23 protein-coding genes and 1 pseudogene are annotated in these 25,655 nt (G+C 72.5%); 15 read left to right on the top strand and 9 right to left on the bottom strand.

The window, feature by feature from the left end; all coding sequences use genetic code 11:
• Positions 1-19: 19 nt before the first annotated feature.
• Positions 20-868, bottom strand: coding sequence for a phosphotransferase (locus AB0637_RS11955; RefSeq protein ID WP_366172391.1), 849 nt, complete (start codon positions 866-868; stop codon positions 20-22).
• Positions 865-1,713 carry a sulfurtransferase gene (locus AB0637_RS11950; RefSeq protein WP_366172389.1) on the bottom strand — a complete coding sequence of 283 codons (849 nt, stop codon included), beginning with the start codon at positions 1,711-1,713 and terminating at the stop codon, positions 865-867. Before AB0637_RS11950 ends, AB0637_RS11955 begins: the two co-directional genes overlap by 4 nt.
• 73 nt (positions 1,714-1,786) lie before the next feature.
• Between AB0637_RS11950 and AB0637_RS11945 the strand changes: the two genes are divergently transcribed.
• The gene (locus AB0637_RS11945) at positions 1,787-2,773 is read left to right on the top strand and encodes a bile acid:sodium symporter family protein (RefSeq protein WP_366172388.1); all 987 of its coding nucleotides are present in this window, start codon (positions 1,787-1,789) and stop codon (positions 2,771-2,773) included.
• On the opposite strand, the gene AB0637_RS11940 is transcribed toward AB0637_RS11945, so the two are convergent.
• The 4 genes from AB0637_RS11940 to AB0637_RS11925 all read right to left on the bottom strand — a co-directional run bounded on the left by AB0637_RS11940 (position 2,684) and on the right by AB0637_RS11925 (position 7,059).
• Positions 2,684-3,730: a YhjD/YihY/BrkB family envelope integrity protein gene (locus tag AB0637_RS11940; protein WP_366172387.1), complete on the bottom strand. Its 1,047-nt coding sequence runs from the start codon at positions 3,728-3,730 to the stop codon at positions 2,684-2,686. The two genes, AB0637_RS11945 and AB0637_RS11940, sit on opposite strands and share 90 nt — an antisense overlap.
• 76 nt (positions 3,731-3,806) lie before the next feature.
• Positions 3,807-4,919, bottom strand: coding sequence for an alpha/beta hydrolase (locus AB0637_RS11935; RefSeq protein ID WP_366172386.1), 1,113 nt, complete (start codon positions 4,917-4,919; stop codon positions 3,807-3,809).
• Complete coding sequence (gene kynA / locus AB0637_RS11930) at positions 4,919-5,767, bottom strand: tryptophan 2,3-dioxygenase (RefSeq protein ID WP_366172385.1); 849 nt, start codon at positions 5,765-5,767, stop codon at positions 4,919-4,921. Before kynA ends, AB0637_RS11935 begins: the two co-directional genes overlap by 1 nt.
• A complete protein-coding gene (locus AB0637_RS11925) occupies positions 5,764-7,059 on the bottom strand; it encodes an aminotransferase class V-fold PLP-dependent enzyme (protein WP_366172384.1) in 1,296 nt (431 codons plus the stop codon). The genes kynA and AB0637_RS11925 overlap by 4 nt, the downstream gene beginning before the upstream one ends.
• Positions 7,060-7,313: 254 nt before the next feature.
• Here AB0637_RS11925 and arc point away from each other — a divergent pair.
• Positions 7,314-8,957: pseudogene (gene arc / locus AB0637_RS11920) on the top strand (proteasome ATPase); the annotation flags it as partial.
• Here arc and AB0637_RS11915 read toward each other — a convergent pair.
• Positions 8,954-10,021 carry an acyltransferase family protein gene (locus AB0637_RS11915; protein WP_366172383.1) on the bottom strand — a complete coding sequence of 356 codons (1,068 nt, stop codon included), beginning with the start codon at positions 10,019-10,021 and terminating at the stop codon, positions 8,954-8,956. The pseudogene arc and the gene AB0637_RS11915 sit on opposite strands and share 4 nt — an antisense overlap.
• Positions 10,022-10,059: 38 nt before the next feature.
• Positions 10,060-10,596: an NUDIX domain-containing protein gene (locus AB0637_RS11910; RefSeq protein ID WP_366172382.1), complete on the bottom strand. Its 537-nt coding sequence runs from the start codon at positions 10,594-10,596 to the stop codon at positions 10,060-10,062.
• 126 nt (positions 10,597-10,722) lie between these two features.
• On the opposite strand from AB0637_RS11910, the gene AB0637_RS11905 reads away from it, so the two are divergent.
• From AB0637_RS11905 to AB0637_RS11855, 11 genes are all read left to right on the top strand, one after another.
• Positions 10,723-12,156, top strand: coding sequence for an efflux RND transporter periplasmic adaptor subunit (locus AB0637_RS11905; RefSeq protein ID WP_366172381.1), 1,434 nt, complete (start codon positions 10,723-10,725; stop codon positions 12,154-12,156).
• A gap of 71 nt (positions 12,157-12,227) precedes the next feature.
• Positions 12,228-12,920: an ABC transporter ATP-binding protein gene (locus AB0637_RS11900; RefSeq protein WP_366172478.1), complete on the top strand. Its 693-nt coding sequence runs from the start codon at positions 12,228-12,230 to the stop codon at positions 12,918-12,920.
• Entirely contained in the window at positions 12,917-14,113 is a 1,197-nt protein-coding gene (locus AB0637_RS11895; RefSeq protein WP_366172380.1) for an ABC transporter permease, read from the top strand. Before AB0637_RS11900 ends, AB0637_RS11895 begins: the two co-directional genes overlap by 4 nt.
• Positions 14,114-14,147: 34 nt before the next feature.
• Complete coding sequence (gene dop, locus AB0637_RS11890; protein ID WP_366172379.1) at positions 14,148-15,722, top strand: depupylase/deamidase Dop; 1,575 nt, start codon at positions 14,148-14,150, stop codon at positions 15,720-15,722.
• Positions 15,723-15,841: 119 nt separating this feature from the next.
• Positions 15,842-16,051 carry a ubiquitin-like protein Pup gene (locus tag AB0637_RS11885; protein ID WP_366172378.1) on the top strand — a complete coding sequence of 70 codons (210 nt, stop codon included), beginning with the start codon at positions 15,842-15,844 and terminating at the stop codon, positions 16,049-16,051.
• Between the two features lie 57 nt (positions 16,052-16,108).
• The gene (prcB, locus tag AB0637_RS11880; protein ID WP_366172377.1) at positions 16,109-16,981 is read left to right on the top strand and encodes a proteasome subunit beta; all 873 of its coding nucleotides are present in this window, start codon (positions 16,109-16,111) and stop codon (positions 16,979-16,981) included.
• Positions 16,982-16,984: 3 nt separating this feature from the next.
• Positions 16,985-17,698: a proteasome subunit alpha gene (gene prcA / locus AB0637_RS11875; protein ID WP_366172376.1), complete on the top strand. Its 714-nt coding sequence runs from the start codon at positions 16,985-16,987 to the stop codon at positions 17,696-17,698.
• A gap of 60 nt (positions 17,699-17,758) precedes the next feature.
• Positions 17,759-19,120 (top strand): Pup--protein ligase, encoded by a 1,362-nt coding sequence (gene pafA, locus AB0637_RS11870; RefSeq protein WP_366172375.1) that lies wholly within the window; start codon positions 17,759-17,761, stop codon positions 19,118-19,120.
• 73 nt (positions 19,121-19,193) lie between these two features.
• Entirely contained in the window at positions 19,194-20,180 is a 987-nt protein-coding gene (locus AB0637_RS11865; RefSeq protein WP_366172374.1) for an FKBP-type peptidyl-prolyl cis-trans isomerase, read from the top strand.
• Between the two features lie 953 nt (positions 20,181-21,133).
• A complete protein-coding gene (locus AB0637_RS11860) occupies positions 21,134-21,580 on the top strand; it encodes a hypothetical protein (RefSeq protein WP_366172373.1) in 447 nt (148 codons plus the stop codon).
• Between the two features lie 389 nt (positions 21,581-21,969).
• Positions 21,970-22,347 carry an FKBP-type peptidyl-prolyl cis-trans isomerase gene (locus tag AB0637_RS11855; RefSeq protein WP_366172372.1) on the top strand — a complete coding sequence of 126 codons (378 nt, stop codon included), beginning with the start codon at positions 21,970-21,972 and terminating at the stop codon, positions 22,345-22,347.
• A 48-nt stretch (positions 22,348-22,395) separates the two neighbouring features.
• Here the strand turns inward: AB0637_RS11855 and AB0637_RS11850 are convergent, their stop codons facing one another.
• Positions 22,396-23,490, bottom strand: coding sequence for a DUF3866 family protein (locus tag AB0637_RS11850; RefSeq protein WP_366172371.1), 1,095 nt, complete (start codon positions 23,488-23,490; stop codon positions 22,396-22,398).
• Positions 23,491-23,546: 56 nt separating this feature from the next.
• On the opposite strand from AB0637_RS11850, the gene AB0637_RS11845 reads away from it, so the two are divergent.
• Together AB0637_RS11845 and AB0637_RS11840 are read left to right on the top strand one after the other, a co-directional pair.
• Entirely contained in the window at positions 23,547-24,557 is a 1,011-nt protein-coding gene (locus AB0637_RS11845) for a WYL domain-containing protein (RefSeq protein ID WP_366172370.1), read from the top strand.
• Positions 24,554-25,540, top strand: coding sequence for a WYL domain-containing protein (locus tag AB0637_RS11840; RefSeq protein ID WP_366172369.1), 987 nt, complete (start codon positions 24,554-24,556; stop codon positions 25,538-25,540). The genes AB0637_RS11845 and AB0637_RS11840 overlap by 4 nt, the downstream gene beginning before the upstream one ends.
• The last annotated feature ends 115 nt before the right edge of the window (positions 25,541-25,655 follow it).

The following is a 25,655-nucleotide window of genomic DNA, read 5'->3' as shown; positions in this document are numbered from 1 at the left end:
CGTTCCGCGCCTGTGGACATCACCCTGCGTCGACGAGCAGTTCCCGCAATCGCGCCACCCGGTGCTGCACCTGGGGGTGCTCGTCGGGCAGGTTCCGCAGGGGCCCGAGCCACCGGCACAGCTGACGCAGGCCGAGCAGCACCGCGCTGCGCCGCAGCGCGGCAGGTCCCACGGTCGGCCCGTACCCGCGCAGGAGGTGCGGCATCAGCCCGGCAGGCAGGGTTTCGCCCTCGTGCAGCAGGAAGTGTGCGAGGTCGAACCAGGGTTCGGCGCCGCGGGCCTCCCCGAAGTCGATGAACCCCGTGAACCTCGCGCCGTCGCAGAACACGGGCGTCACGTCGAAGTCCCCGTGCACCAACGAGGGGTCCACGTCCAGCGCCGCCTGCTCGGCGACCAGGACCGCGAACCGGTCCAGCTCGCCCGGCGTGAACACCCCACCGAGCCGACCGGGCCACGGGTCCGGCAGGTGGGACCGCACGAACTCCTCGTGGGTGGCGAACTCCGCCCGCAGCGGCCACCCCGGTCCGCGGCGGCGGACGAACCCGAAACCCTCGACGGGGAACGCGTTGACCGTCCGCAGGTGTCGGCCCGCCACTTCGAGGACGGCGGGGGCGTGCCGCACGTCCGTGAGCGGTCCGCCCGGCACCTCGGTCGTCAGACCCGCCCACCGGTCAGCGTCCGGCACCCGGGCCACGGCGACGAACTGCGGGACGGGGACGCCTGCGGCGAGCAGCCGGGCGTGCAGTTCCGCATCCGTCCAGAGGTCGTCCTCCGGTTCCTCTCCGAACCGCAGGTACCAGGTCCGAGCCTGCGTCCGGACCCGGAAGACGACCGTCGAGACGCCGTCCTCGACGCGTTCGACGATCACCCGGGGTCGGCGCCCGTGGCCACCGGCCGGGACGCGTCGGCCACCCACTCCGACCACGAGCCGGGGTAGAGCGTCCCGCGCAGACCCGCGACCTCCAGGGCCAGCAGGGTGTGCGCGGCGGTGACGCCCGACCCGCAGTACACGCCGACCGGCTCCTCCGCCCCCGCGCCGACGGCCGCGAACCGCGCCCGCAGCTCCTCGGCCGGCAGGAACGTCCCCGACGCCGTGACGTTCGCCGTCGTGGGGGAGTTCACCGCGCCCGGGACGTGACCGGCCACGGGGTCGACGGGCTCGACGTCGCCGCGGTACCGCTCGGCCGCCCGCGCGTCGAGCACGAGACCCGTCCGGGCCAGCTCGGCGACCTCCGCGGCGTCGAGGACGGGCAGGGTGCCGGGCGCGACCTCGACGTCGCCGGGGTCCGGCAGTGGCACGTCGGTGCTCAGCGGCAGGCCCGCGGCGGTCCACGCGGCCAGTCCGCCGTCGAGCACCCGCACGGTGCGCAGACCCGCCCAGCGCAGGACCCACCACCCGCGCGCCGCACTCGTGGACGTCGCGGCGTCGTAGACCACCACCGGCGATCCCGCCGAGATCCCGGCGTCCCGCAGGACCTCCTGCAGGGCCGCGGGGTCCGGCAGCGGGTGCCGTCCCTCACCGGCGCGCCGCGGCCGGGACAGCTGGGTGTCGAGGTCCACGAAGACGGCCCCCGGCAGGTGGCCCGCCGCGTACTCGGCCGCGCCGTCCGGCCCGCCCAGGGCCCAGCGCACGTCGAGCAGGACGGGCGGGTCCCCGCCGGCGAGTTCTGCGCGCAGCGTGGGGACGTCGACGAGCGGGCTGCCGTGGCTCATGACGCCACTGTGCCGCACTACCCCCTCGAGGCTCCGAGCAACCACCACGTTCTGCGGCAGTAGGGTGCCGCGGGTGCGCCGCTGGTCCGAGGTCCCCGTCCTGCGCCGCGTCGAACCCTTCGTCGTGGCCATCCTGGGCGCGGTCCTCGTGGCCGCGCTGCTGCCCGCCGGTGGCGCCGCGGCCACCGGGTTCTCGTGGGGCACGACGATCGGCGTCGGGGTGCTGTTCTTCGTCTACGGCGCCCGCATGGCGCCCGCGGAGGCGGTCACCGGGCTGCGCAACTGGCGGTTGCAGGGTGCCGTCGCCGCGACCACCTTCGTCGTCTTCCCCGTGCTCGGTCTGCTGCTGGCGTTCGTCGTGGGCGGTCTGCTCGACGACGGGCTCGTCGCGGGGCTGCTGTTCCTGTCGGCGCTGCCCTCCACCGTCCAGTCCTGCGTCGTCTTCACGGCGATGGCCCGGGGGAACGTGCCGGGGGCCGTGGTGAGCGCCACGGTGTCGAACCTCGCCGGCATCGGCCTGACCCCGCTGCTGGCGGCGCTGCTCCTCGGGTCGTCCGGGGCCGGCCCGGACGCGGGCGCCGTCGGCCGCATCCTCCTGCAACTGCTCGTCCCGTTCCTCGTCGGGCTCGTGGCGGGCCGCTGGATCGGGGACTGGGTCCGCGCGCACAAGCGGCGTCTCACGCTGCTGGACCGGGGTGTCATCGTCGCTGTCGTCTACGCCGCGTTCAGCCGCGGGGTGCGTCAGGGCGTGTGGCAGGAGGTGACGGTGGCCGAAGTGGTCGTCGTCGTGCTGTGCGCCGCCGTGTTCCTGGCCGCCGTCCTGGCGGTGGCCTGGTGGACGCCGCGGTTGTGGGGAGCGGACCGCGCGGACCGCATCACGATCGCGTTCTGCGGGTCCAACAAGTCGCTCGCGACGGGGCTGCCGATGGCGACGGTCCTCTTCGACCCGCACGTGGTGGGGCTCGTGGCCCTACCGGTCATCCTCTACCACCCGCTCCAGGTCACCGTCTGCTCGTTCCTCGCCGGCCGCCTCGGCCGCACGCCGCTGCTCCAGGGGTGACTCCCCGAACTCGACGTGCACCTTCTCGAACCCCTTGTGCCGCTGCGCCTTCGCGATCCGCGTGTAGGCGCGCTGGTCGCCGGGGGTGAGTTCGACGGCGTCGGTGAACGGGGTGAGCAGCGCCCGCGGGTACAGCTTCCGGATGCGCACGACGTCGACCTCGACGCACAGCACGACGCAGACCGAGGTGACGAACAGGAAGGCGATGACGCCGAGCAGGGCGGTGAACACCTGGTTCGACACGCTGCTGCGCTCCGCGACGAGCGAGACGAGACCTCGCCCGAAGTACTGCAGCAACTGCCAGAGCACCGCCATGGTCAGTGCGCCGGGGAGGATCGTGCGGAAGGGTGGCCGGTGCGCGGCGGCGAGCCAGAACGCCATGGTGAACCCGACCCCTGCCAGGAGGGTGTAGCCGACGCGGCTCGCGGCGTCGGACAGGAACCCGGCGTCCCCCACGACGTCCCCGAGGACGACGTTGAGCACCGTCGTCCCCACGACGAACAACCCCGCCGTGACCATGAGCAACAGACTGCGCAGCCGTGCCTTGAAGGGGTTCGGACGCTCGTTCCGTGGGATGCCCCACGCGGTGTTCACGGCGTTCTGCACGGCAAGCCCGACGCCCAGGGAACCGTAGAGCGCACCGACGATCCCGATGGTCAGGCCGATGCCCCCGCCCCCGACGGCGCCCGGGTCCCCGATCTCCTGACCGATGACGGGGATCTGCGAGACGGCCGAGTTGACGATCTCCTCCTGGGCCCGAGGGTTCCCCGCCAGGACGAACCCCAGGATCGTCGACAGCAGCAGGAGCAGCGGCACCAGGCTCAGCAGCCCGTAGTAGGTGATGATGACGGCGAGGTACGCGCCCTGGTCCTCGAAGAACTTGTAGACCACCGCCAGGGGGTAGCCGACGACGGGGTGCCGACGTTGGAACCCGTCGATCCTCGAGACCGACGACATCGACCTGTTCCCGCCCTCCGACGACCCGCGCGCAGCCGTGATCCCGACCGTGCGCCACGAGGGTACGGGGGACCCCTCAGCCCCGCACCTCGTCCACCAGCACCCGGACGAGCCCTGCCCACACGGCGCTGCCCGGGTCCACGACGGAGAAGTGGTCGCCGTCCTCCTCCACGACGTGCACCTCGTCGCCCGCCGCCCGTGCCGCGTCGGCGAAGCGCCGGGAGGCGTCGAGCAGGTCCGGGTCGTCGCCCCGGCAGCAGACGACCGCGACGGGCGCGCCGAGGGGGAGCCGGGCGAGCGGGGAGGACGCCGCGTAGACGTCCGGCAGTTCCTCCGGTGTCCCCCCGAGGGCACCCGCGACGGCGTGCTCGGACAGGGCGCGGGCGTGGATCGAGTGCAGGTCCAGGCAGCCGGCCAGCGACACGGTCAGCGCCGGCTTCCCGCCCGCTGGCAGGTCGGCCGTGAGCCGCCCCACGAGTTGACCGCCCGCCGAGTGCCCCAGCGTCACCACGCGCGACAGGTCGAGCGGACCCTCGACCTGCGCGAGCGCCGCGTACCCGGCCGCGACGTCGGCGGTGGTGGCGTCCCAGCCGTGCCGGTCGGGCCGGCGGTACTCCAGGTTCCAGGTCGCGAAGCCGCGGGCGGTGAGGTCGGTGGCCGCGGCGTGCAGGGTGTCGTTCTCCCAGCGCGAGCGCCAGTACCCGCCGTGCACGAGGACGGCGACGGGGTGCGGTCCGGGGCCGTGGACGGCGGGGTCGGGCAGCCGGAGGTGCGCGTACTGGTCGGGGTCGTCGCCGTAGGGGACGCGGACCGCGGGGGAGGTCCGTTCGAAGAACCAGTCGTCGACCGCGAACCGGAGCCCGCCGGTGCCGCGCCACCGCACGTGCCGGCGGACGCGGCGGGAGGGGTCGACGTCCCGGGCGTCGAGGTCGACCCGGACGACCGTCGTGTCGAGGTCCCCGAGCAGCTCGTCCGCCGGGGTGTCGTCGCCGGTGACGAGGAGGAACTCCCCGGTGCGGGCGGCGGTGGCCAGGGCGGCGCGGAACTCCGCGTCGTCGGCCGTCAGGACGAGGGAGCCGCGCAGCCCCCGGGCCCGCAGGGCCGCGTCGAGGACCTCGCGTGCCGTGCGGGAACCGGCGAGGACACCGGGCGTGGCGACCGCGACGAGGCCGGGGAGGGGATCGGTCATCAGGACCCGATCTCCGTGCGGACGGCGTACAGCTCGGGGAAGAACGTGAGGTCGAGGGCGCGGGCGAGGAAGTCGACGCCCGAGGACCCGCCGGTGCCGCGCTTGAAGCCGATGGTGCGCTCGACGGTCTTGAGGTGCCGGAACCGCCAGAGCTGGAAGTTCTCCTCGAGGTCGACGAGCTCCTCGCAGGCCTCGTACTCGGTCCAGAACTCCTCGGCCTGCTCGTAGATGCGCCGGAACACGGGGACGAGGTCGGGGGCCATGACGTGGGCTCGGGTGACGTCGCGTTCGAGCAGGGCGGCGGGGACGGCGTGCCCGCGCCGGGCGAGGAACCGCAGGAACTCGTCGTAGAGGCTGGGAGCGTGCAGCAGCTCGGCCAGTTCGGCGTGCCGGGCCGCGTCGTGCGCGAAGACGTCCAGCATCGCGGCGTTCTTGTTGCCCAGCACGAACTCCACGGCCCGGTACTGGTGGGACTGGAACCCCGAGGAGTTCGCGAGGAACCCCCGGAACTGGGCGTACTCGGTGGGGGTGAGGGTGGCCAGGACGGACCACTGCTCGGTGAGGGTGCGCTGGATGTGCTTGACGCGGGCGATGTTCTTCAGCGCGGTCTTGAGGTCGTCGGCGCCGACGGCGCGCACGGCCGAGCGCAGTTCGTGCAGGACGAGCTTGAGCCACAGCTCCGACGTCTGGTGCTGGACGATGAAGAGCAGTTCGTCGTGGTGCTCGGGGACGGACAGGGGGTGCTGGGCGGTGAGGAGTTCGTCGAGGTGCAGGTACTCCCCGTAGGACATGTCGCGGGTGAAGTCGGTCTTGACGTCGGGCTCGACCGCCCGGGTGTTGCCGCTCACGCGGGCCGCACGGTGCGCTCGAGGGCGACGATCCCGTCGAGGACCTCGCCGAAGCTGGTCGACAGGGGGGCCAGGCCGAGGCGGATGCCGTCGGGGGTGCGGAAGTCGGGCACGACTCCGTCGGCCCACAGGCGCCGGGTCACGTCGCGGAAGTCGGCGCCGCTGCGGCCGGCCCGCACGGTGACGTGGCCGCCGCGGGCGGCCGGGTCGCGGGGGGTGACGACCTCGACGCCGTGCGGGGCGAGCAGAGCGTCGGCGAGCTCGACGGCGAACCCGGTGAGCAGCAGCGACTTCTCGCGGACGGCGTGGATGCCGACCCGTTCGAGCTGCTCGACGCCCACGCGGACGGGGACCATGCCGAGGATCGGCGGGGTGCCGGACACGAGCTGCCGCACCCCCGGCCCGGGGGCGTAGCCCTGGCCCATGGCGAAGGGGTCGGCGTGCCCCATCCACCCCTGCACGGGCTGGTGCAGCAGGCCGTGGTGGCGTCGGGCGAGGTAGGCGAAGGCCGGGGCACCGGGACCGCCGTTGAGGTACTTGTAGGTGCAGCCGACCGCCAGGTCCACGCCCCAGGCGTCCAGTTCCAGCGGGACGGAGCCGACGGAGTGGGACAGGTCCCACAGCACGAGCCCCCCGGCGTCGTGGACGGCGCGGGTGATGCCCTCGGCGTCGGCGAGGTGGCCGGAGCGGTAGGCGACGTGGCTGAAGGTCGCGAGCGCCGTGCGGGGTCCGACGGCGGCGCGCACCTGGTCGAGGGTGGTGCCGGCGGCGGGGTCGGTCTCGATCCAGCGCAGGGTGACGCCGCGTTCGGCGGCGACGCCCTCGAGGACGAAGCGGTCGGTGGGGAAGTTGTCGGTGTCGCAGACGACCTCGTCGCGGCCCTCGCGCAGGCCCCGGTCGACGGCGGCGCGGACGAGCTTGTAGAAGAGGACGGTCGTGGAGTCGGCGACGACGGTCTGGCCGGGGGCGGCGCCGAGGGCGGCGCGGCCGACGCGGTCGCCGAGGTCGACGGGCCAGTCCATCCAGCCGCCGTCGGGGACGTGGGTGTCGCCGCTCCAGCCCTGGATGAGCCGGCCGCCCCACTCGTGGTGGACGAAGGCGTCGACGGCGGCGGCGGTGGCCTTGAGGGGGCGGCCGAGGGAGTTGCCGTCGAGGTAGGCGCTGACGGCGGGGGCGGCGTCGAGGAGGAACTCGTCGCGGTGGCCGGCGAGGGGGTCGGCGGCGTCGAGGGTGGCGGCGCGGGCGGCCCAGTGCGCGAGGCCCTCCGTCAGCTCCTGCTCGGTGGCGGTCACGGGCTGTCCTCCAGGTCGACGCGGTGGGTGGTGCCGGGGTCAGTCTCCCCGACGGCCTCGGCTGGTGGGGCGCGGATGTGTCCGGCACGTTGCCGCCAGGTCACGTTCTGCTGCAGAGCAGCACCGAGCGTGGCGCGCCGGGGCGATACCGCCGCGCGATCGCCAGGGCGCGGGTTAGGGTCGAATGCACCACCCAGGACGGGAGATGCGCCATGACGGAGCCCACACGCCGCTTCGGCGGTGGCGGTGAGCGGGACGCCCGCCACCTCGCCGCGCTCGAGGAACAGCTCGGAGCGGCCCGCACCCGACTCGCCCAGGTCAGCGCCCAGAACGACCGGCTGGCCTCCACGTTGCGCGAGGCGCGTGACCAGATCGTCGCGCTGAAGTCCGAGGTCGACCGCCTCGGTCAGCCGCCGGCCCAGTTCGCCACGTTCCTGCAGGCCGGGGGCGAGGACGGGACGGCGGACATCATGTCGGCCGGCCGCCGGATGCGCGTGGCCGTGAGCCCGGCCGTGGACCTGGAGTCGTTGCAGCCCGGTCAGGACCTCATGGTCAACGAGGCCATGAACGTCGTGGCGGCCTTCGACTACGAGCGCACGGGCGAGCTGGCCACGGTCAAGGAGGTCCTGGCGGACGGTCGGGCCCTCGTGCTGGCCCGCGCCGACGAGGAGCGCGTCGTGCGCCTGGCGGGTCCGCTGCTGGACGGTCCGCTGCGGGTCGGGGACTCCCTGACCATCGACACGCGGTCGGGGTTCGCGTTCGAGCGGATCCCGAAGGCGGAGGTCGAGGAGCTGGTCCTCGAGGAGGTGCCGGACATCGACTACGAGGACATCGGTGGTCTGGGTCCGCAGATCGAGGCGATCCGGGACGCGGTGGAGCTGCCGTTCCTGCACGCTGACCTGTTCCGCGAGCACGGGTTGCGGCCCCCGAAGGGGATCCTGCTGTACGGCCCGCCCGGCTGCGGCAAGACGCTCATCGCCAAGGCCGTCGCGAACTCCCTGGCCAAGAAGGCGGCGGAGCTGCGCGGTCAGACGCACGCGAACGCCTACTTCCTCAACATCAAGGGTCCGGAGCTGCTCAACAAGTACGTGGGGGAGACGGAGCGGCACATCCGGCTGATCTTCGCCCGGGCGCGGGAGAAGGCCAGCGGTGGAACGCCCGTCGTCGTCTTCTTCGACGAGATGGAGTCGTTGTTCCGCACGCGCGGGTCGGGGGTCTCCTCGGACGTGGAGACGACGATCGTGCCGCAGCTGCTCTCGGAGCTGGACGGTGTGGAGCGGCTGGAGAACGTCATCGTCATCGGCGCCTCCAACCGCGAGGACATGATCGACCCCGCGATCCTGCGGCCGGGCCGTCTGGACGTGAAGATCAAGATCGAGCGTCCGGACGCCGAGAGCGCCGGGCAGATCTTCTCGAAGTACCTGACGCCGGACCTGCCGCTGCACGCGGACGACCTCGCGGTCAACGGTGGGGACGCGCGGGCGACGGTGGACGCGATGATCCAGGCGACCGTGGAGCGCATGTACACGGAGACCCCGGAGAACGAGTTCCTCGAGGTCACGTACGCCGGTGGGGACAAGGAGGTCCTGTACTTCAAGGACTTCAACTCCGGCGCGATGATCCAGAACATCGTGGACCGCGCGAAGAAGATGGCCATCAAGGACCTGCTGACGTCCCAGCAGCGGGGTCTGCGGGTGGACCACTTCATGAGCGCGTGCGTCGACGAGTTCAAGGAGAACGAGGACCTGCCGAACACGACGAACCCGGACGACTGGGCGCGCATCTCGGGCAAGAAGGGGGAGCGGATCGTCTTCATCCGCACCCTCATGCAGGGCAAGAAGGGCACCGAGGCGGGGCGGTCGATCGACACCGTCGCCAACACGGGGCAGTACCTCTAGACCCCCTGCACGACCGGTTCCGCCGTGGGCCGCACCTCGCGCTGGCGGGGTGCGGCCCACGGTGCGTGCAGGAGCCACGGCACGCGGGCCAGCGGGGTGCGCAGCGGCAGGCAGACGGCGAGCGCCGCGGCCACGAGCAGGGCGGGGGCGACGAGCGACAGCGGTCCGGCGAGCGCGGTGCCGGCGGCGGGGGCGAGGGCCAGGACGAGCACGGCGAGGACGATCTCGTGCGTGACGTAGACGGGCAGGGTGCGCCGGCCGACGTCGGCCAGGGCGCGGCCGCCGAGGGTGGGGGCGAGGCGGACGGCCACGGCGCAGCCGGTCGCGACGGCGGTGGTGCCGACGAGGAGGCGGACGCCGGGGACCTGCGTGAGGCCCAGACCGGTGACGGTGAGCGCGAGAGCGCCGGTGGCGGTGGCTGCGGTGGCGACGGCGAACGGTCCGGGGACGCGGTCGGTGAGGCCGAGGGCGAGGTCGCGCAGGCGGAGCCCGGCGGCGAAGAAGACGAACAGCGTGAGGACGTCGCTCCAGACGAAGCTGTACCGGACGAGCTGGCCCGGGCCGAACGCGGCGGCCACGACGGCGGCGGCGGGCAGCAGGACGCGGGTCGGCACGCTCCGGGTGAGGCGGCCGGCGACGAGGTACAGGGCGAGGGCGAGCAGGTACCAGGCGCCGTTGCCGGGGAGCAGGAGGGTGTCCAGCAGCCAGCCGGAGACGCCGGTGGGGAGGTCGTCGCGGGCGTAGGGGAGCAGGGTGAAGGCGGCGAAGGCGGCGCTGGCCCACAGGAGGTAGACCCACAGGTCGCTGGTGACGCGGCGGCGCAGGAGGTCGGCCCAGGGGCGCTGGACGGCGCGCACGGCGAGCATCCCCGAGAGGAAGAAGAACAGCGGCATCCGCAGGAGGCGGAGGGTCTCGTTGAGCGCGGTCCACCCGGGGTGGCCCAGGCCTTCGGCGGTGGTGAAGAGGACGGCGTGGTGGGTGATGACGAGGACGATGGCGGCGCCGCGGGCCGTGTCGACCCACGGCAGGCGCGAGGTCGTGTCTCGACGGGGGCTGGGGGTCACGGGTCTCCGTCACGGTGGCTCGCGCCCCCACAGCGGGGTCACGGTGCGGTCACAGGGCGGGCCGGATCTTGCCACCAGCGCGGCCAGTGGACCAGGAGTTCCCGGGTGTCGGGCACGAAGCGCCACGTGGTGTCGTCCAGGCGTCGACGCAGCGTGTCCGGTTCCTCCCACCAGGCGGTGTCGACCTCGCTGGGCTGCAGCGTGAGCGGGGTGCCGTCCCACCGGGCCTCGAAGACGAAGGCCAGGTAGTGCACGGTCGCGTCGCGGTACCAGCGGGTCAGGACGGGGGTGAGGTCGAGGTCCAGCCCGAGCTCTTCGCGCAGTTCGCGGTGGGCGGCGTACCGCGGTGTCTCGCCCGCGTCGACGACCCCGCCGGCGAAGCAGTCGTGGGCGCCGGGGTTGACGTCCTTGGTGTCGGTGCGGCGGTGCACGAGGACCCGGCCGTCGGGGTGGCGCAGCAGGACGCCGGTGGCGGCGTGGGGGAGGTTGCGGGCCCGGACCTCGGCGCGGGACGCGGTGCCGGTGACGCGGCCGACGGGGTCCGACGGGTCGTACAGCGCGACGGTCTCACTCACCGTCGCGAGGGTACGACAGTGCGTCGGAGGTCGCGGGGGGTGTGCAACGGAGGGTGGACGTGAGGTGTCTCGCACCTGGGCCCTGAGGGGGACTCCCGGGGCCGGACCAGCGCTTAGTGTGACCGCGTGCGAGCCCTCACCCGTCCCGGATCCGTTCCCGGTCCTCGGCGTCCCGCTGCCCGGGTCCTGTCCGTCGCCGCCGTCGGGACCGCCGCCGCGCTGGTCGTGGCCGGGTGCAGCTCGGGGGACGACACGGCCAAGATCGGCACCGGCAGGGTCGCGCGCGGTGACGTGCAGCAGGTCGTCGACGCCGCCGGGCAGGTCCAGCCGCGCGCGTCCTCGGTCCTGACCGCGCCCGCGGCGGGGACGGTCGCGACGCTGGCCGTCACCGACGGCCAGGAGGTCCAGGCCGGTCAGGTGCTCATGACGATCGACTCCCCCTCGGCCGTCCAGGCGCTGCAGCAGGCCGAGTCCGCCGACGCGGACGCGGCGAAGGGCGGATCGGGGTCGGGGTCCTCCTCCGCGATGACCCCGTCGCAGCTGGCCGCGCAGCAGCGCGCCGCCGAGCGCGACGCGCAGACCCGCTTCGCCGCCGCCGAGGCGCAGGCGCGCACGATCTCCGACCCGACCGCGCAGGCCGCGGCGCTGGCGGCCGTGCAGTCCTCCCGGACGCAGTACCAGCTGCTCGCGTCCCAGACCCAGGCCCTCGTGGACCAGGTCAACGCCGGTCTGGGCAACCTCGACACCGCGGTCGCCTCCCTCGGCTCGGCCCAGCGCATCCAGACACGGGCCGCCGTCGCGGCCGCCCAGGCCACGGTCGACGCGTTGACGGTGAAGGCGCCCATCTCCGGTCGCGTCTCGCTGGGGGCCTCCGGCGGGGGTGGCGGTTCCTCGCTGCCGGCCGGTGCCGAGCAGCTGCTCGCCGGCAGCGGCCTGTCCCTGCCCTCGGGCGCCGGCGGTGGTGGGGGCGACACCTCCGGTGCGGCCGGTGCGCCCGTCCTGACCCAGGGGGCGGCGGTCTCGCAGGGCTCGACCCTGGTGACGCTCATCGACGCCTCCACGCTCAGCCTGACCGCCGACGTGGACGAGACGGACGTGCTGACGGTGACGCCCGGCGTCAAGGCGAACGTCGCCGTGGACGCCGTCGACGGTGCGCAGTACCGCGGGACGGTCACGAGCGTCGACCCGACGGCCCAGACCGGCAGCGGCGGATCGGTCACGTACACGGTGCGCCTGAGCTACGACGGCGGGACGGGCCCCGACGGCGCTCCCGCCGCGACCCCCCTGCCCGGGATGAGCGCCACCGTCTCGCTCGTGGTGAAGAGCGTGACCGGGGTGGTCGAGGTGCCCGCCTCGGCGATCCTGCGCGCCGGGTCCCAGCACGGGTCGAAGGACTCCGACAGCGTGTGGGTCGTCACCGGCGGCAAGGCCGAGCGGCGCGACGTGACGATCGGCGTGCGCGGGGACGCCGACGTGGAGATCACGAAGGGGCTGCGGGAGGGCGAGACGGTCGTCACCGACGGCACCGCCGACGTGACCCCGGGGCAGCAGGTCTCGTGACCCACGAGACCACCCGCCCCGTCCAGCCCACCCCGCACGACGCCGCCGGCCACCGGGCACCCGCTGCGGCCATCGAGGCCGTGGACGTCACCCGGTCCTACCGCTTCGGCGACACGACGGTCGACGCCCTGCGCGGGGTCAGCTTCACCGTCGCCGAGGGCGAGTACGCCGCCATCATCGGCCCCAGCGGGTCGGGCAAGTCCACGCTCATGCACCTCCTCGGCTGCCTGGACCGTCCGACGTCGGGCCTCCTGCGCGTCGGCGGCCGCGCGGTCGCCGAGCTGTCCGACCCCGAGCTGGCCGACCTGCGCAACCGGGAGATCGGCTTCGTGTTCCAGGCCTTCCAGCTGCTGCCGCGCTCCAGCGCGCTCGACAACGTGGGTCTGCCCCTGCTGTACCGCGGGGTGAAGGCCCCCGAGCGCAAGGAGCGGGCGGCCGTGGCGTTGGAGTCCGTCAACCTCGGGCACCGCCTCACCCACCGCCCCACCCAGATGTCAGGCGGCGAGCAGCAGCGCGTCGCCATCGCCCGCGCCCTCGTGGGCGAACCGCGGATCCTGCTGGCCGACGAGCCGACCGGGAACCTGGACTCCCGCAACGGGGCCGAGGTCATGCGGATCCTGGAGGAGCTGAACTCCGAACGGGGTGTCGCGGTGGTCCTCGTCACCCACGACGACGAGGTCGCCGGCCGCGCCCGCCGTCAGGTGCGGGTGCGCGACGGCCTCGTCGAGCACGACTCGGCGCTCGGTGCGGTGGGGGAGGCGTGAAGGGCTGGGAGGCGTTCCGCGTCGCGCTCGACGCCTTGCGCGGCAACCGGGTGCGCAGCCTGCTGACGATGCTCGGCATCATCATCGGGATCGCCGCCGTCATCGTGGTCGTCTCCATCGGCTCCGGGGCGCGGCAGCAGATCGAGTCGCAGGTCGAGGGGCTGGGCTCCAACCTCATCCTCGTCGTGCCCGGGAAGTTCGACACGAACAACCTGGGCAACAACGCCGCCGCGACGTCCACGATGCAGATCAAGGACGGGCAGGTGCTCGCCGACGTCGTCGGCGACCCGCGCGCCGTGACCGCGCGCGTGACGACGGGGGCGCAGGTGCGGGCCGGCACCCGCGAGCAGTTCACCACCGTCCAGGGCGCCGACCAGAACCTCCCGGAGGTCCTGACCCGGCCCGTCGCGGACGGGCAGTACTTCACGTCCGTCGACGTCGACTCCCGCCGTCGCGTCGCGGTCCTCGGCGCGCAGGCCGCGAAGAACCTGTTCCCCGGCCTCGACCCCGTCGGCCGGCAGGTGACCGTCAACGGGACGCGCTTCGAGGTCATCGGCGTGCTCGCCGAGCAGGGGGAGAGCTTCGGCGTCTCCCTGGACAACGAGATCCACATCCCCATCACCACGGCCCAGCGGTTGTTCTCCCTCGACCGCGTCGACGCGTTCGCCGTCAAGGCGCCCTCGTCCTCGCAGGTCCCGCGGCTGTCGGAGGAGCTGTGGCGGGCGATGAAGGCGCAGTACCCCGACCAGACGTTCTCAGCGGTGACGCAGACCCAGATCCTCGGTGTCATCGGCCAGATCCTCAGCCTGCTGACGGCGGTCCTCGCCTCGATCGCGGGCATCTCGCTGCTCGTGGGCGGCGTCGGGGTCTCGAACATCATGCTCGTCTCGGTCCGCGAACGGACCCGGGAGATCGGGCTGCGCAAGGCCCTCGGCGCCCGCCAGCGCGACGTCCTCGTGCAGTTCCTCGTCGAGGCCGTGCTGCTGACGAGCGTGGGCGGAGTCATCGGCATCCTCATCGGCGTCGCCGTCTCGGTCGGCGTCAACGAGCTGTCCCCGCTGCCGGCCGTCATCGAGTGGTGGAGTCCCGTCGTGGCGTTCGTCGTCTCGGCGGCCGTCGGCATCTTCTTCGGGGTGTTCCCCGCCCGGCGGGCCGGCCGGCTGGACCCCGTGGTGGCGCTGCGCACCGAGTGAGGCCGGGCCCGGGGTGCCCACGTAGGGTCGGTGCATGACGGTGCGCCGCGTGGTCGGGATCGAGACGGAGTACGGGATCTCAGTCCCCGGCGATCCCGGGGCCAACCCGATGCTGCTGTCGGCGCAGGTGGTCAACGCCTACGCCACCGCCACGGGCGGCGGCCGGTCGCGCCCGCGGTGGGACTACGAGGACGAGGCCCCGTTGCGCGACGCGCGCGGGTTCGAGGTGGACCGGGCCCGGGCGCACCCCTCCCAGCTCACCGACACCCCCCGGCGGGCCGCGCCGAACGCCTCCGACGTCGTGAGCGCGGAGACCGAGGACCCGACGATGGCCAACGTCATCCTCACCAACGGCGCCCGCTTCTACGTCGACCACGCCCACCCGGAGTTCTCCTCCCCGGAGGTCCTCACTCCCCGGGACGCGGTGCGCTGGGACCGTGCGGGGGAGCTGATCCTGCTGGAGGCGCTGCGCCGCGTCGCGAGCACCCCCGGCCTGACGCCGGTGACGATCTACAAGAACAACACCGACGGCAAGGGCGCCTCCTACGGCACCCACGAGAACTACCTCATGAACCGCGCCACGCCGTTCGGCGACGTCGTGCGCCACCTCACCCCGTTCTTCGTGTCCCGGCAGGTCTTCACCGGCGCCGGCCGCGTCGGGCTGGGCCAGGACTCGCGCGAGGCGGGTTTCCAGATCAGCCAGCGCGCCGACTTCTTCGAGGTCGAGGTGGGTCTGGAGACGACGATGAAGCGGCCCATCATCAACACCCGCGACGAACCGCACGCCACCGTCGAGAAGTACCGGCGGCTGCACGTCATCGTCGGCGACGCGACGATGTGCGAGGTCGCCACGCTGCTGAAGGTCGGCACCACCTCCCTCGTGCTGGCCATGCTCGAGGACGGCTGGCTCGAGCACAGCCCCGCCGGCGACCTGCCGCTGTCCGAACCCGTCCGGGCCCTGCACGAGGTGTCCCACGACCCGGGTCTGACGCACCTGCTGCGGTTGCGCGACGGCCGCCGGCTCACCGCCCTGCAGTTGCAGCGCGCCTACCTCGAGGCCGCGCAGGCCTACGTCGCCGACCGCTACGGCGACGACGTGGACGCCGACACCGCCGAGGTCCTCACCCGCTGGGAGCAGGTGCTGGGCCGGCTGGAGACCGACGTGTTCTCCGCCGCCCGCGAGGTGGACTGGGTCGCCAAGCTGCGGCTGCTGGAGGGCTACCGCTCCCGCGACGGGCTGGACTGGGACAACGCGCGGCTGCAGGCCGTCGACCTGCAGTGGTCCGACGTGCGTCCGGAGAAGGGCCTGCACCGCAAGCTGGTCGAGCGGGGACAGGTCGAGACGCTGCTGAGCGAGGAGGAGGTCCGGCACGCCGTCGACCACCCCCCGACCGACACCCGCGCCTACTTCCGCGGGGAGTGCCTGGCCCGGTACGGCAACCGCGTCGCCGCGGCCAGCTGGGACTCGGTGATCTTCGACGTCGCCGGTCGTGGCGCGCTGCAGCGCGTGCCGACCCTGGAGCCCCTGCGCGGCACCCGGGAGCACGTCGGGGCGCTGCTGGACCGGTGCGAGACCGCCGAGGACCTCGTCGCCGCGCTCACGGGCTGACGCGCACCCGTGTGGTCTGTGCCCCAGAGCGGGCCGCGGCCGGGTCCGCGGGGTTAGTGTCGGAGCAGGATCCGGACCGGCTGGTCCGGTGCGGCACGAGACGTCAGGGGGAGCCAGCCATGCCTGGACAGGAGCAGCAGCGGCCGAGTCGTCGCGAGGACGAGTCCGAGGACGTCCCCGCCGTCCCCGCCCAGGGGTCCGGGCAGACCTCCGCCAAGAGCTCTGACACCGACGCCGAGGTCGACGCCCTCCTCGACGAGATCGACGAGGTCCTGGAGTCCAACTCCGAGGAGTTCGTCCGCGGTTTCGTGCAGAAGGGCGGCCAGTAGCAGCCGTCCCCGCGTCCTCCCGGCGTGGGCCGGGACGGCGCGGGTAGGGTCGCCAGGGTGAACCACTCCAGCGACCAGTCGGGACGGTTGCCCGCCGCGTTCCTGCGGCCCGGGTCCTCGTCCTTCACCGAGTTCGTGCGCGAGTACTCGCCGGACGTCCTGCCCGCCTCCCGCACGCTGCCCACCGGGGCCCTGCCCGGTGGCGGACCCGGCGCCGGGGAGGCCCCGCACGCCACGACCATCGTGGCGCTCGTCTTCGCCGACGGGGTCGTCATGGCCGGCGACCGCCGCGCCACGGCCGGGCCGATGATCGCCCAGCGCGACATCACCAAGGTCTTCCAGACCGACGAGCACTCCTGCGCCGGCATCGCCGGTGTCGCGGGCCTGGCGGTGGAGATGATCCGCCTCTTCCAGGTCGAGCTGGAGCACTTCGAGAAGCTCGAGGGCGCCCTGATGTCCTTCGAGGGCAAGGCGAACCGCCTCTCGACCATGATCCGCGGGAACCTCGGCCTGGCCATGCAGGGCTTGGCCGTCGTCCCCCTCTTCGCCGGCTACGACCTCGACGCCGGCCGCGGCCGCATCGTCGGCTACGACGTCACCGGGGGCCGGTCGGAGGAACGCGACCACCACACCGTCGGGTCGGGGTCGATCTTCGCCCGCGGCGCGCTGAAGAAGCTGTACCGGCCGGGGATGACCGAGGCCGAGACCGTGCGGGTCGCCGTGGAGGCCCTCTGGGACGCCGCCGACGACGACTCGGCCACCGGTGGCCCGGACCTGTTGCGCAAGATCTGGCCCGTCGTCGGCGTCGTGACCGCCGCCGGCTTCCGGAAGGTCCCGGACGCCGAACTCGAACCCGTCGTCGAGGCCGTCGTGGCCGGACGGCGCGGCAACCCCGGGGGCAACCCCGGCCTGACCGGTGCGGAGGCCTGAGCGATGAGCGTCCCCTTCTACGTCTCGCCCGAGCAGTTGATGAAGGACAAGGCGGACTACGCCCGCAAGGGCATCGCCCGCGGCCGCGCCGTCGTCGTCGTCGCCTGCGCGGACGGAATCGTCTTCGCCTCCGAGAACGCCTCCCGGGCGCTGCACAAGATCTCCGAGATCTACGACCGCGTCGCCTTCGCCGCCGTCGGGAAGTACAACGAGTTCGAGAACCTGCGGGTGGCCGGCGTCCGGTACGCCGACGTCCGCGGGTACTCCTACGACCGCACCGACGTCACCGCGCGCGGGCTGGCCAACGCCTACGCCCAGACCCTCGGCGCCATCTTCACGACCGAGTCCAAGCCGTACGAGGTCGAGATCGTCGTGGCCGAGGTCGGCCGCACCCCCGAGACCGACCAGGTCTACCGGCTCACCTACGACGGCTCCGTGGCCGACGAGCACGGCTACGTCGCCATGGGCGGGTCGGCCGACCAGATCGCCGCCAAGCTGGGGGAGCGCTGGGAACCGGGCCTGTCCCTGGCCCAGGCGCTGCAGCTGGCGGTGGAGGCCCTGGGGTCCGACGCGGCCGCCGAGGCCGCCGGTCAGGGGCCCCGGCCCATCGCCGCCGACCACCTCGAGGTGGCGGTCCTGGACCGCAGCCGCGAGCGCCGCACGTTCCGCCGGCTCACCGGCCCGACCCTGGCGGGCCTGCTGACCCCCGTCGGCTGAGCGGGTCCAGTTCGCACGTCTCGCTGCGCCGCACGGCGCCCGTGTGCCTAAGGTGGGGAAATGGATCGCCGGATCTTCGGGCTGGAGACGGAGTTCGGCGTCACCTGCGCCTTCGAGGGACAACGCAAGCTGTCCCCGGACGAGGTGGCGCGGTACCTGTTCCGCAAGGTCGTGTCGTGGGGCCGTTCGAGCAACGTGTTCCTCAAGAACGGGGCACGTCTCTACCTCGACGTGGGCTCGCACCCCGAGTACGCCTCGCCCGAGTGCGACGACGTGCGCCAGCTCGTCGTCCACGACCGGGCCGGTGAGCGCACCCTCGAGGGGCTGCTGACCGACGCCGAGCGCCGGTTGGAGGAGGAGGGGATCGCCGGGGAGGTGTTCCTCTTCAAGAACAACACCGACTCGGCGGGCAACTCCTACGGCTGCCACGAGAACTACCTGGTGTCCCGGCACGGGGAGTTCGGCCGGCTCTCCGACGTCCTCATCCCGTTCCTGGTGTCACGCCAGCTCATCGTGGGTGCGGGCAAGGTCGTGCAGACGCCGCGGGGCGCGGTGTACTCGCTCTCGCAGCGGGCCGACCACATCTGGGAGGGCGTCTCCAGCGCCACGACCCGCAGCCGCCCGATCATCAACACGCGCGACGAACCGCACGCCGACGCCGAGCGGTACCGCCGGCTGCACGTCATCGTGGGCGACTCGAACATGTCCGAGACGACGACGATGCTCAAGCTCGGTGCCACCGACCTCGTCCTGCGGATGGTCGAGGAGGGCGTCCCGCTGCGCGAGATGACGATGGAGAACCCGATCCGGGCGATCCGGGAGATCTCCCACGACCTCACGGGCCGCAAGCCCGTCCGGCTGGCCAACGGCCGCGAGGCGAGCGCGCTGGAGATCCAGGGCGAGTACCTCGAGCGGGCCAAGGAGTTCGTCGAGGACCGCGGGCTGCAGACGCCCACGGTCAAGCGGGTCCTGGACCTGTGGGAGCGGGCGCTGCGCGCCGTCGAGACGCAGGACTTCTCCCTCGTCGACCGCGAGGTCGACTGGGTGATCAAGAAGAAGCTGCTCGACCGGTACATGGCCAAGCACGACCTGCCCCTGACGTCGGCGCGCATCGCGCGGCTCGACCTCGCCTACCACGACATCCACCGGGGTCGCGGGCTGCACTACATGCTCGCCAACCGGGGCATGGCCGAGCGGGTGTGCTCCGACATCGAGGTCTTCGAGGCGCTCAGCGTGCCGCCGCAGACGACGCGGGCCAAGCTGCGCGGTGACTTCGTGCGCGCGGCGCAGGAGAAACGTCGCGACTTCACGGTCGACTGGGTGCACCTCAAGCTCAACGACCAGGCCCAGCGGACCGTCCTGTGCAAGGACCCGTTCAAGGCGGTCGACGACAGAGTGGAACGGCTCATCGACAGCATGTGAGGGACGGTCCGCGGGCGCACAGGCTCCGCGGTTAGGCTGACCCGGTTCGACCCGTCGATGAGTGAGGACCTTCGTGCGCCGCCGTACCGCCCTGATGTCCGCGTCCGCCGCCCTGGCGATGTCCCTGCTGGGCGCGTGCGCGTCCGAGGGCGACAGTCCGAGCCCGAGCGAGCAGACCGCGTCGGCGTCCGCGTCGGCCAACACGATTGAACCCGCCGCGACCGACGACAACCTCGCGGTGCAGGTCACCGGGGAGGTGAACCCCGACGTCAAGCCGACCGTCCAGATCACCACGCCGCTGTCGGTGACTGAGACGTCGCGCAAGATCGTCGCCAAGGGCACCGGCCCGGAGGTGAAGAGCACGGACAAGATCGCCTTCGCCTACAGCCTGTACGCCGGGTCCACGGGGGAGGAGCTGGACTCCAGCTACGGCAAGACCCCCGCCCGGTTCGAGCTGCCGAAGATCACGATGGGCCTGGCCCGCGGGTTCGTCGGGACGCACGTCGGGGACCGCGTGGTCATCGCCATCGCGCCCAGCGACGGCTTCGGCGACGCCGTGAAGAACTTCGGCAAGGAGAACGTCGACGCCAGCACGACGATCGTCGTCGTCGCCGACGTCGTGAAGATCGTCCCGACCATGGCCGAGGGCACCGCGGTGACCCCGCCGGCCGGGCTGCCGACGGTCGTGACGAACGACAAGGGCGTGCCGACCGGCTTCACCATCACCGACGAGACGCCCCCGGCGAACCTCGTCGTGCAGCCGCTCATCGAGGGCACGGGAGAGCCTTTGACTGCCGGAATGAACGTGAGCATGCAGTACGTCGGTGCGACACTGTCCGATGGCAAGGTCTTCCAGTCCTCGTGGGAAAGCAGCCCGTTCCAGTCGATCGTCGGAACTGGACAGCTCATTCCGGGGTGGGACAAGGGACTCATTGGGCAGCGTGTGGGTAGTCGCGTGCTGTTGGTGATTCCCGCATCGGAGGCATACGGGGATGAGCCCCCTTCGGGTGCTCCCGCGGGGGCGCTGGTCTTCGTGGTGGATATTCTCGATTCGTTCTGATCTGTGAGCGTTGCCGGTCGTGGATCGGACCGGCTCCTCGACGGGGCTCTCCGCCGCAAGCGCAGGCAAGTTGGTCACGGTTCCTAGCGGTACGCCGCTACGAGTCGCGACGCCAAGGCCACGGGATATCTGGCTCTTCGGATCTGCGGGTGGGTAGCTCACCCCGACCCACGCGTCGTCGTCGCCAGGGTCGGGTTCCGTCGGCGGCCAGCAGGATGCGGGTGCGGTAGTTGCCGAAGATGCGGAACCCGTGGGCCAGGTGTCGGGTCTTCTCGATGATCAAGTTGATGGCCTCGGTGCCCGGCCCGCGGCCGGAGTCGGGGCGCGGAGCATCGACCGCAGGTTCTGGTAGGCGTGCCAAGCCACGGTGACCTCCAGCTCAGGGTCACCTAGCCTGCAGGGGCAAGGTCGCGGCGTAGCCGACGCTGGCGCAGAACACCGCGGCCACGCTCACTACCAGCGGCGGGTGCGCCGCGCAGGCCAGGAACGGTGCGGCCAGCGGCACCCGCAGCCCCCAGTGCCCACCGCGCCCGCGAGGCGGTGAGGACGCGACCCACGGCGAGATCCCCATCGAGCATCCCGCGGGCGCAGGCGGCCAGCAGCAGCCCGGCGTGGGTTGTGTCGTAAGACAAGAACAGCGCCTCACACCCCACGATCAGCCGGTGAGGCACCCGCAGGAGGCAGGTCCGTAGAGCCGGATATCTGGCACCCCGTCTCCTATGTCGGAGGGGGTTTCAGTCCCTCCTCGATCAGGATAGTTTCCCTGAGGAGCGCGGCGAGTCTCGATCCCCGACAGTTTGCCCGTTCATCGATTCATGCGACTACTTGGAGGAGCTGTGCGGATTTTCAGTCGGCCCAGTAAGATGTGCGTTGGATTGATCGGGATGATCGCTGCTTCGATCCTGAGTGCGAGTCCCGCCAGTGCGACGGACTCCAGCGCTCCTCCGCAGCGCGTGAAGCTCGTTCAGGACTCCGCCTACTTTGTTACCGTCGAGACGACCCAGCGTGGTGTCAACACGAAGGCGGCCGTCGACCACTGGTGGGCGACGCCGCAAAGGAACAGCGGGGCATTCGATGCTCCAGAGGGCCACCTCGAAATGAAAGTCACTTATAGTGATCCCTATGATGTCAACTGGCGATTCAATGTCACGCCGTCGTTGTGTGCAGGTGGCGGCAATGCGGTGGCGAGCGTCGACTTCTACAACAAGGGTTCGGTGATGAAGAGCTATCACTACTACAAAACGGGCGTCCCGTCTTGCTACGGCTTCCACTCTCACTGGGCTAGCAAATCGTTCAGCACCAAGGGCGACTACACCCTGGCTGGAACGGTGGAGTTCGATGTCGGGAAGATTCACCGGAAGGTGACTTTCAGTAAGCCTTTCTACATTGCCCTCGTCTGATCGTTTATTGGCTTTGTCTGCGCTTTGGGCAGACCTTGGGCCGTGGGGAGATGAGGATCGGGCTTGCTGGATAGGCGACCAGGGTCGTTACAGGGTTGACGCTGATGGAGTCACCACCAGTGGGGCCATCGAGTTCACCGGGAATCTTGGCGACGAGGTCCGTTTGATTGCGGAAGATCTGCAGGGCATAGTCATGGAGCTGAGAGAAGCCATGGTGCCCGCCTGTCCTCTACACCCTCGACAACACCCACTCGTCGTGAAGTCCGCTGCTGACTGGGCGTTCTGGATGTGCCCCGTGAGTCGCCGCCCCATCGCGGATGTGGGCAAGCTCCCCGCAGCCCAGGCCTGATCCAACTGTCGCCCCCACTCGCGTTGGATAGGGTCGTGGCATGAGCGAACGCACCAAGCCCGAAGTGGACTTCCCCGAGGGCGAACCGCCCACAGACCTCGTCATCACCGACGTGGTCGTCGGTGACGGGGCCGAGGCCACCGCGGGCAAGACCGTCAGCGCGCACTACGTCGGCGTCGCGTTCAGCACCGGCGAGGAGTTCGACTCCTCCTGGAACCGCGGCCAGCCGCTCGACTTCCCCGTCGGGGCCGGCATGGTCATCCAGGGCTGGGACCAGGGGCTGCTCGGCATGAAGGTCGGCGGCCGGCGCAAGCTCGTCATCCCGCCGCACCTGGGCTACGGCGACCGCGGCGCCGGCGGCGCCATCAAGGGCGGCGAGACCCTGATCTTCGTCGTGGACCTCGTCGACGTGAAGTGAGCTGAACCACCCCGGGACCCCCGGCGTCGCACGGCGCCGGGGGTCTCGTCACGTCCGGGCCAGCAGCGCCGCCGCGTGCCGGCCGGCGGCTGCGGCGACGAGGAAGCTGGCCCGGTCCTGCTCCAGCCCGCGGCCCATCGTCGACAGCCGCACCGGGCTGGTGGCCAGCGCCTCCTCCAACCCCGCGGCGGGGACCTCGACGTAGCGGTGCCGCCCGCACAGCGACCGCGCCTGCTCCCGCACGCCGTCGTGGAACGCACCGGCGACGTCGGGGACGGGCACGTCGACGGGAGCCAGCGCGACGCGCCCGACCGCGGTCAGGGAGTGGTGCGACACCCCGCGGTGGCGCGGGCGGGCGTCGGCCTCGGACACGCGCAGCGCCGCGACGGGCCGCCCGCCCAGCACGGCGGCCGCGTTGAGCGCCTCCCCGGCCGCCACCCCGGAGAACCCCCAGCGCGAGCCGGTGCCGAGGTTGCCCGGCCCCTGGGCCACGACGACGACGTCGGCGCCGGCGACGAGCCGTGCGGTGAGCAGCCCGGTGTGGACGGTGGCGGTCTCCAGGTCCCCGCCGAACGCTTGGCCCGTGGTGACGCAGGCCGCGATCCAGCCCGCGTCCCGCAGCCCCGCCACGGCCCGCGAGAAAGCGGCGGGCAGGGCCCCGCCGTCGGTCATGACGTAGGCGACGCGCGCGTCGGGCGCGTCGGCGCGGACCCCGGCCACGACGGCGGGCAGGGCCGAGTGCAGGTCGGCGACGACGACGGGGGTGCCGGCGAGGTCGTCGGCGTCGGCGAGCAGAGAATGGTGCTCGGACTCCTGGTCGTCGGCGCCGAGGACCATCGTCTGCAACGGGGTGTACCGGGCCTTGACGAGGTGCCCGGGTCCGGGCGGGGGGTCGGCGGGCAGCGCGTCGGGGAGCGCGACGACGAGGGCGTAACCGCCGGTGCCGAGCCCGCGGGCCAGCGCGGAGACGTTGAGCAGCACCCGGTCGCCGGGGGTGGGGGAGCCGACGAGGTCGGGGTGGGCCAGGGCCTTGACCTGCGTTCCGGCCTCGGGGCCGTCGGCCAACGTGGCGTGGAGCTCCACCGAGCCGGACCACGCCGACCCCAGCCGGTCTACCGTTGCAGAACGCCACCTGATCGTCACGCTCCGAGCGTACGCAGGCTGCGTCCGGGCGTGCTTCCGGTAGCGTCCACCGCACCATGACGCAGACCTCGAGCGGGACCCCCGGTGGAGCGGCCGCGGCCGCCCGCGGCGCCCGCCGGACCGAGCGGATGCTCAACCTCGTCATCGCCCTGTCGGCCACCCGGCGCTGGCTGACGAAGGAGCAGATCCGCACCGCCGTCCCGCAGTACGCCGACTGCGCCACCACCGTCGCCTTCGAGCGCATGTTCGAGCGGGACAAGGAGGACCTGCGCGAGCTGGGCGTCCCGCTGGAGACCGGCGGGGAGGACGCGTTCTTCGAGGACGAGGCCGGCTACCGGATCGACCGGGAGGCCTACGCGCTGCCCGAGATCCGCTTCACCCCCGGCGAGCTGGCCGTGCTGTCCCTGGCCAGCCGCGTCTGGCAGCAGGCGAGCCTGGCCGGCCCGGCGACCCGCGCGCTCGTCAAGCTGCGCAGCCTGGGGGTGGAACCGGACGAGAGCTCCCTCATCGGCGTCGAACCGCGCGTGCGGACGGCCGAACCGGCCTTCGACCCGCTCTACGCGGCGACGCGGGACCGCACCCCCGTGCAGTTCACCTACCGTCGCGCGGGCGGGGAACCGGCCGTCCGGCACGTGGAACCGTGGGCCATCGTGTCCTGGCACGGCCGCTGGTACCTCGTCGGGCACGACCGCGACCGGCAGGCCACCCGCGTCTTCCGCCTCTCCCGCGTGGCCTCGGCCGTCAAGCGCATCGGCCGCCCCGGGTCCTACGAGGTGCCCGAGGGCGTCGACGCGCGCGAGGTCGTCGGCCGCAGCGTGGGTCCGGTGCAGACCCGGCAGGCGCACCTCCTCGTCCGCTCCGGCGCCGGGCTCGCGGTCCGGCGCCGCGCGCGGTCGGTCGAACCCCGCTCGGACGCGGAGGACCTCGTGGTCCTCGACGTCAGCGACGTCGAGGTGGCCGCCGACGAACTGGCCCCCTTCGGCGCCGACGTCGTGGTCCTCGACCCCGACGACCTGCGGGAGGCCGTCCTGCGCCGGCTGCGCGGAGCGGCGGGGGTGCGCGCGTGACCGGCAACGCCTCCACCGAGCGGCTCTCGCGTCTGCTCGCGATGGTCCCGTACCTGCTGACCCACCAGGGCATCCCCGTGGACGAGGCCGCCGAGCACTTCGGCATCACCGAGGACGACCTCGTCCACGACCTCGAACTGCTCTTCGTCTGCGGCACGCCCGGGCACCTGCCCGACGACCTCATCGACGCGCGCTGGGAGTCCGGCCACGTCTACCTGTCGAACGCCGACCCCATCGCCCGGCCGGCCCGGCTGGCGGTCGACGAGGCCGTCGCCCTGCTCGTGGGGCTGCGCACGCTGGCCGAGGTGCCCGGTCTGCACGACCGCGAGGCGCTCGAGGGCGCCATGGCCAAGCTGTCGGAGGCGACGGGGGAGGCCGGGGGAGCCGCCCGCACCGTCGCGCGCGCGGTGGCCGTCGACGTCAGCGACTCCTCCAGCGCCGTCGTCCTGGAGACGGCGCGGCTGGCGCTGCGCGAGCACCGCCGCCTGCACCTGAGCTACCTCGTGCCCAGCCGGGACGAGCGCACCGAACGCGACGTCGACCCCATGCGACTGGTGAGCGTGGAGGGCCGCTGGTACCTGGAGGCGTGGTGCCACCGCGCCGAGGGCGTCCGGCTCTTCCGCGTCGACCGCATCGAGGTCGCGCAGGTCCTCGACGTCGACGGCACCCCGCCGGTCCAGGCCGAGTCGCGGGACGTCGCGACCGACCTGTTCCGCCCCAGCCCGGACGACCTCGTCGTGACCGTCGACCTGGCCCCGCAGGCCGCGTGGGTCGTCGACTACTACCCCGTCGAGTCGGTGCAGGACGCGCCCGAGGACGCCTGGGAGGAGGCCTCGCTGCGCGTGCGGATGCGGACCGCGGACACCTCCTGGGTGCACCGGCTCCTGCTGCGTCTGGGGGCGGGCGCCCGGGTGGTGGACCCCCCGGAGCTGGCCGTGGAGGTCCGTGACGCAGCGTTGGCGGCCCTGGCGCGTTACGCCTGAAACGTTGCTCTCACCGGGTTGGCCCAATGCGCAACACACCGGTGGGCGAGCTGTCAAGGTTGGGTCGAAGTCCCTGTTCAAGGGATCGCTGGAGCGTGCCGAAGCAGTGGTTGTC

The sequence above is a fragment of the Kineococcus sp. NPDC059986 genome (genome assembly GCF_040702905.1).
GTDB lineage: Bacteria > Actinomycetota > Actinomycetes > Actinomycetales > Kineococcaceae > Kineococcus.
This window is presented reverse-complemented; position numbering and strand designations above follow the sequence as displayed.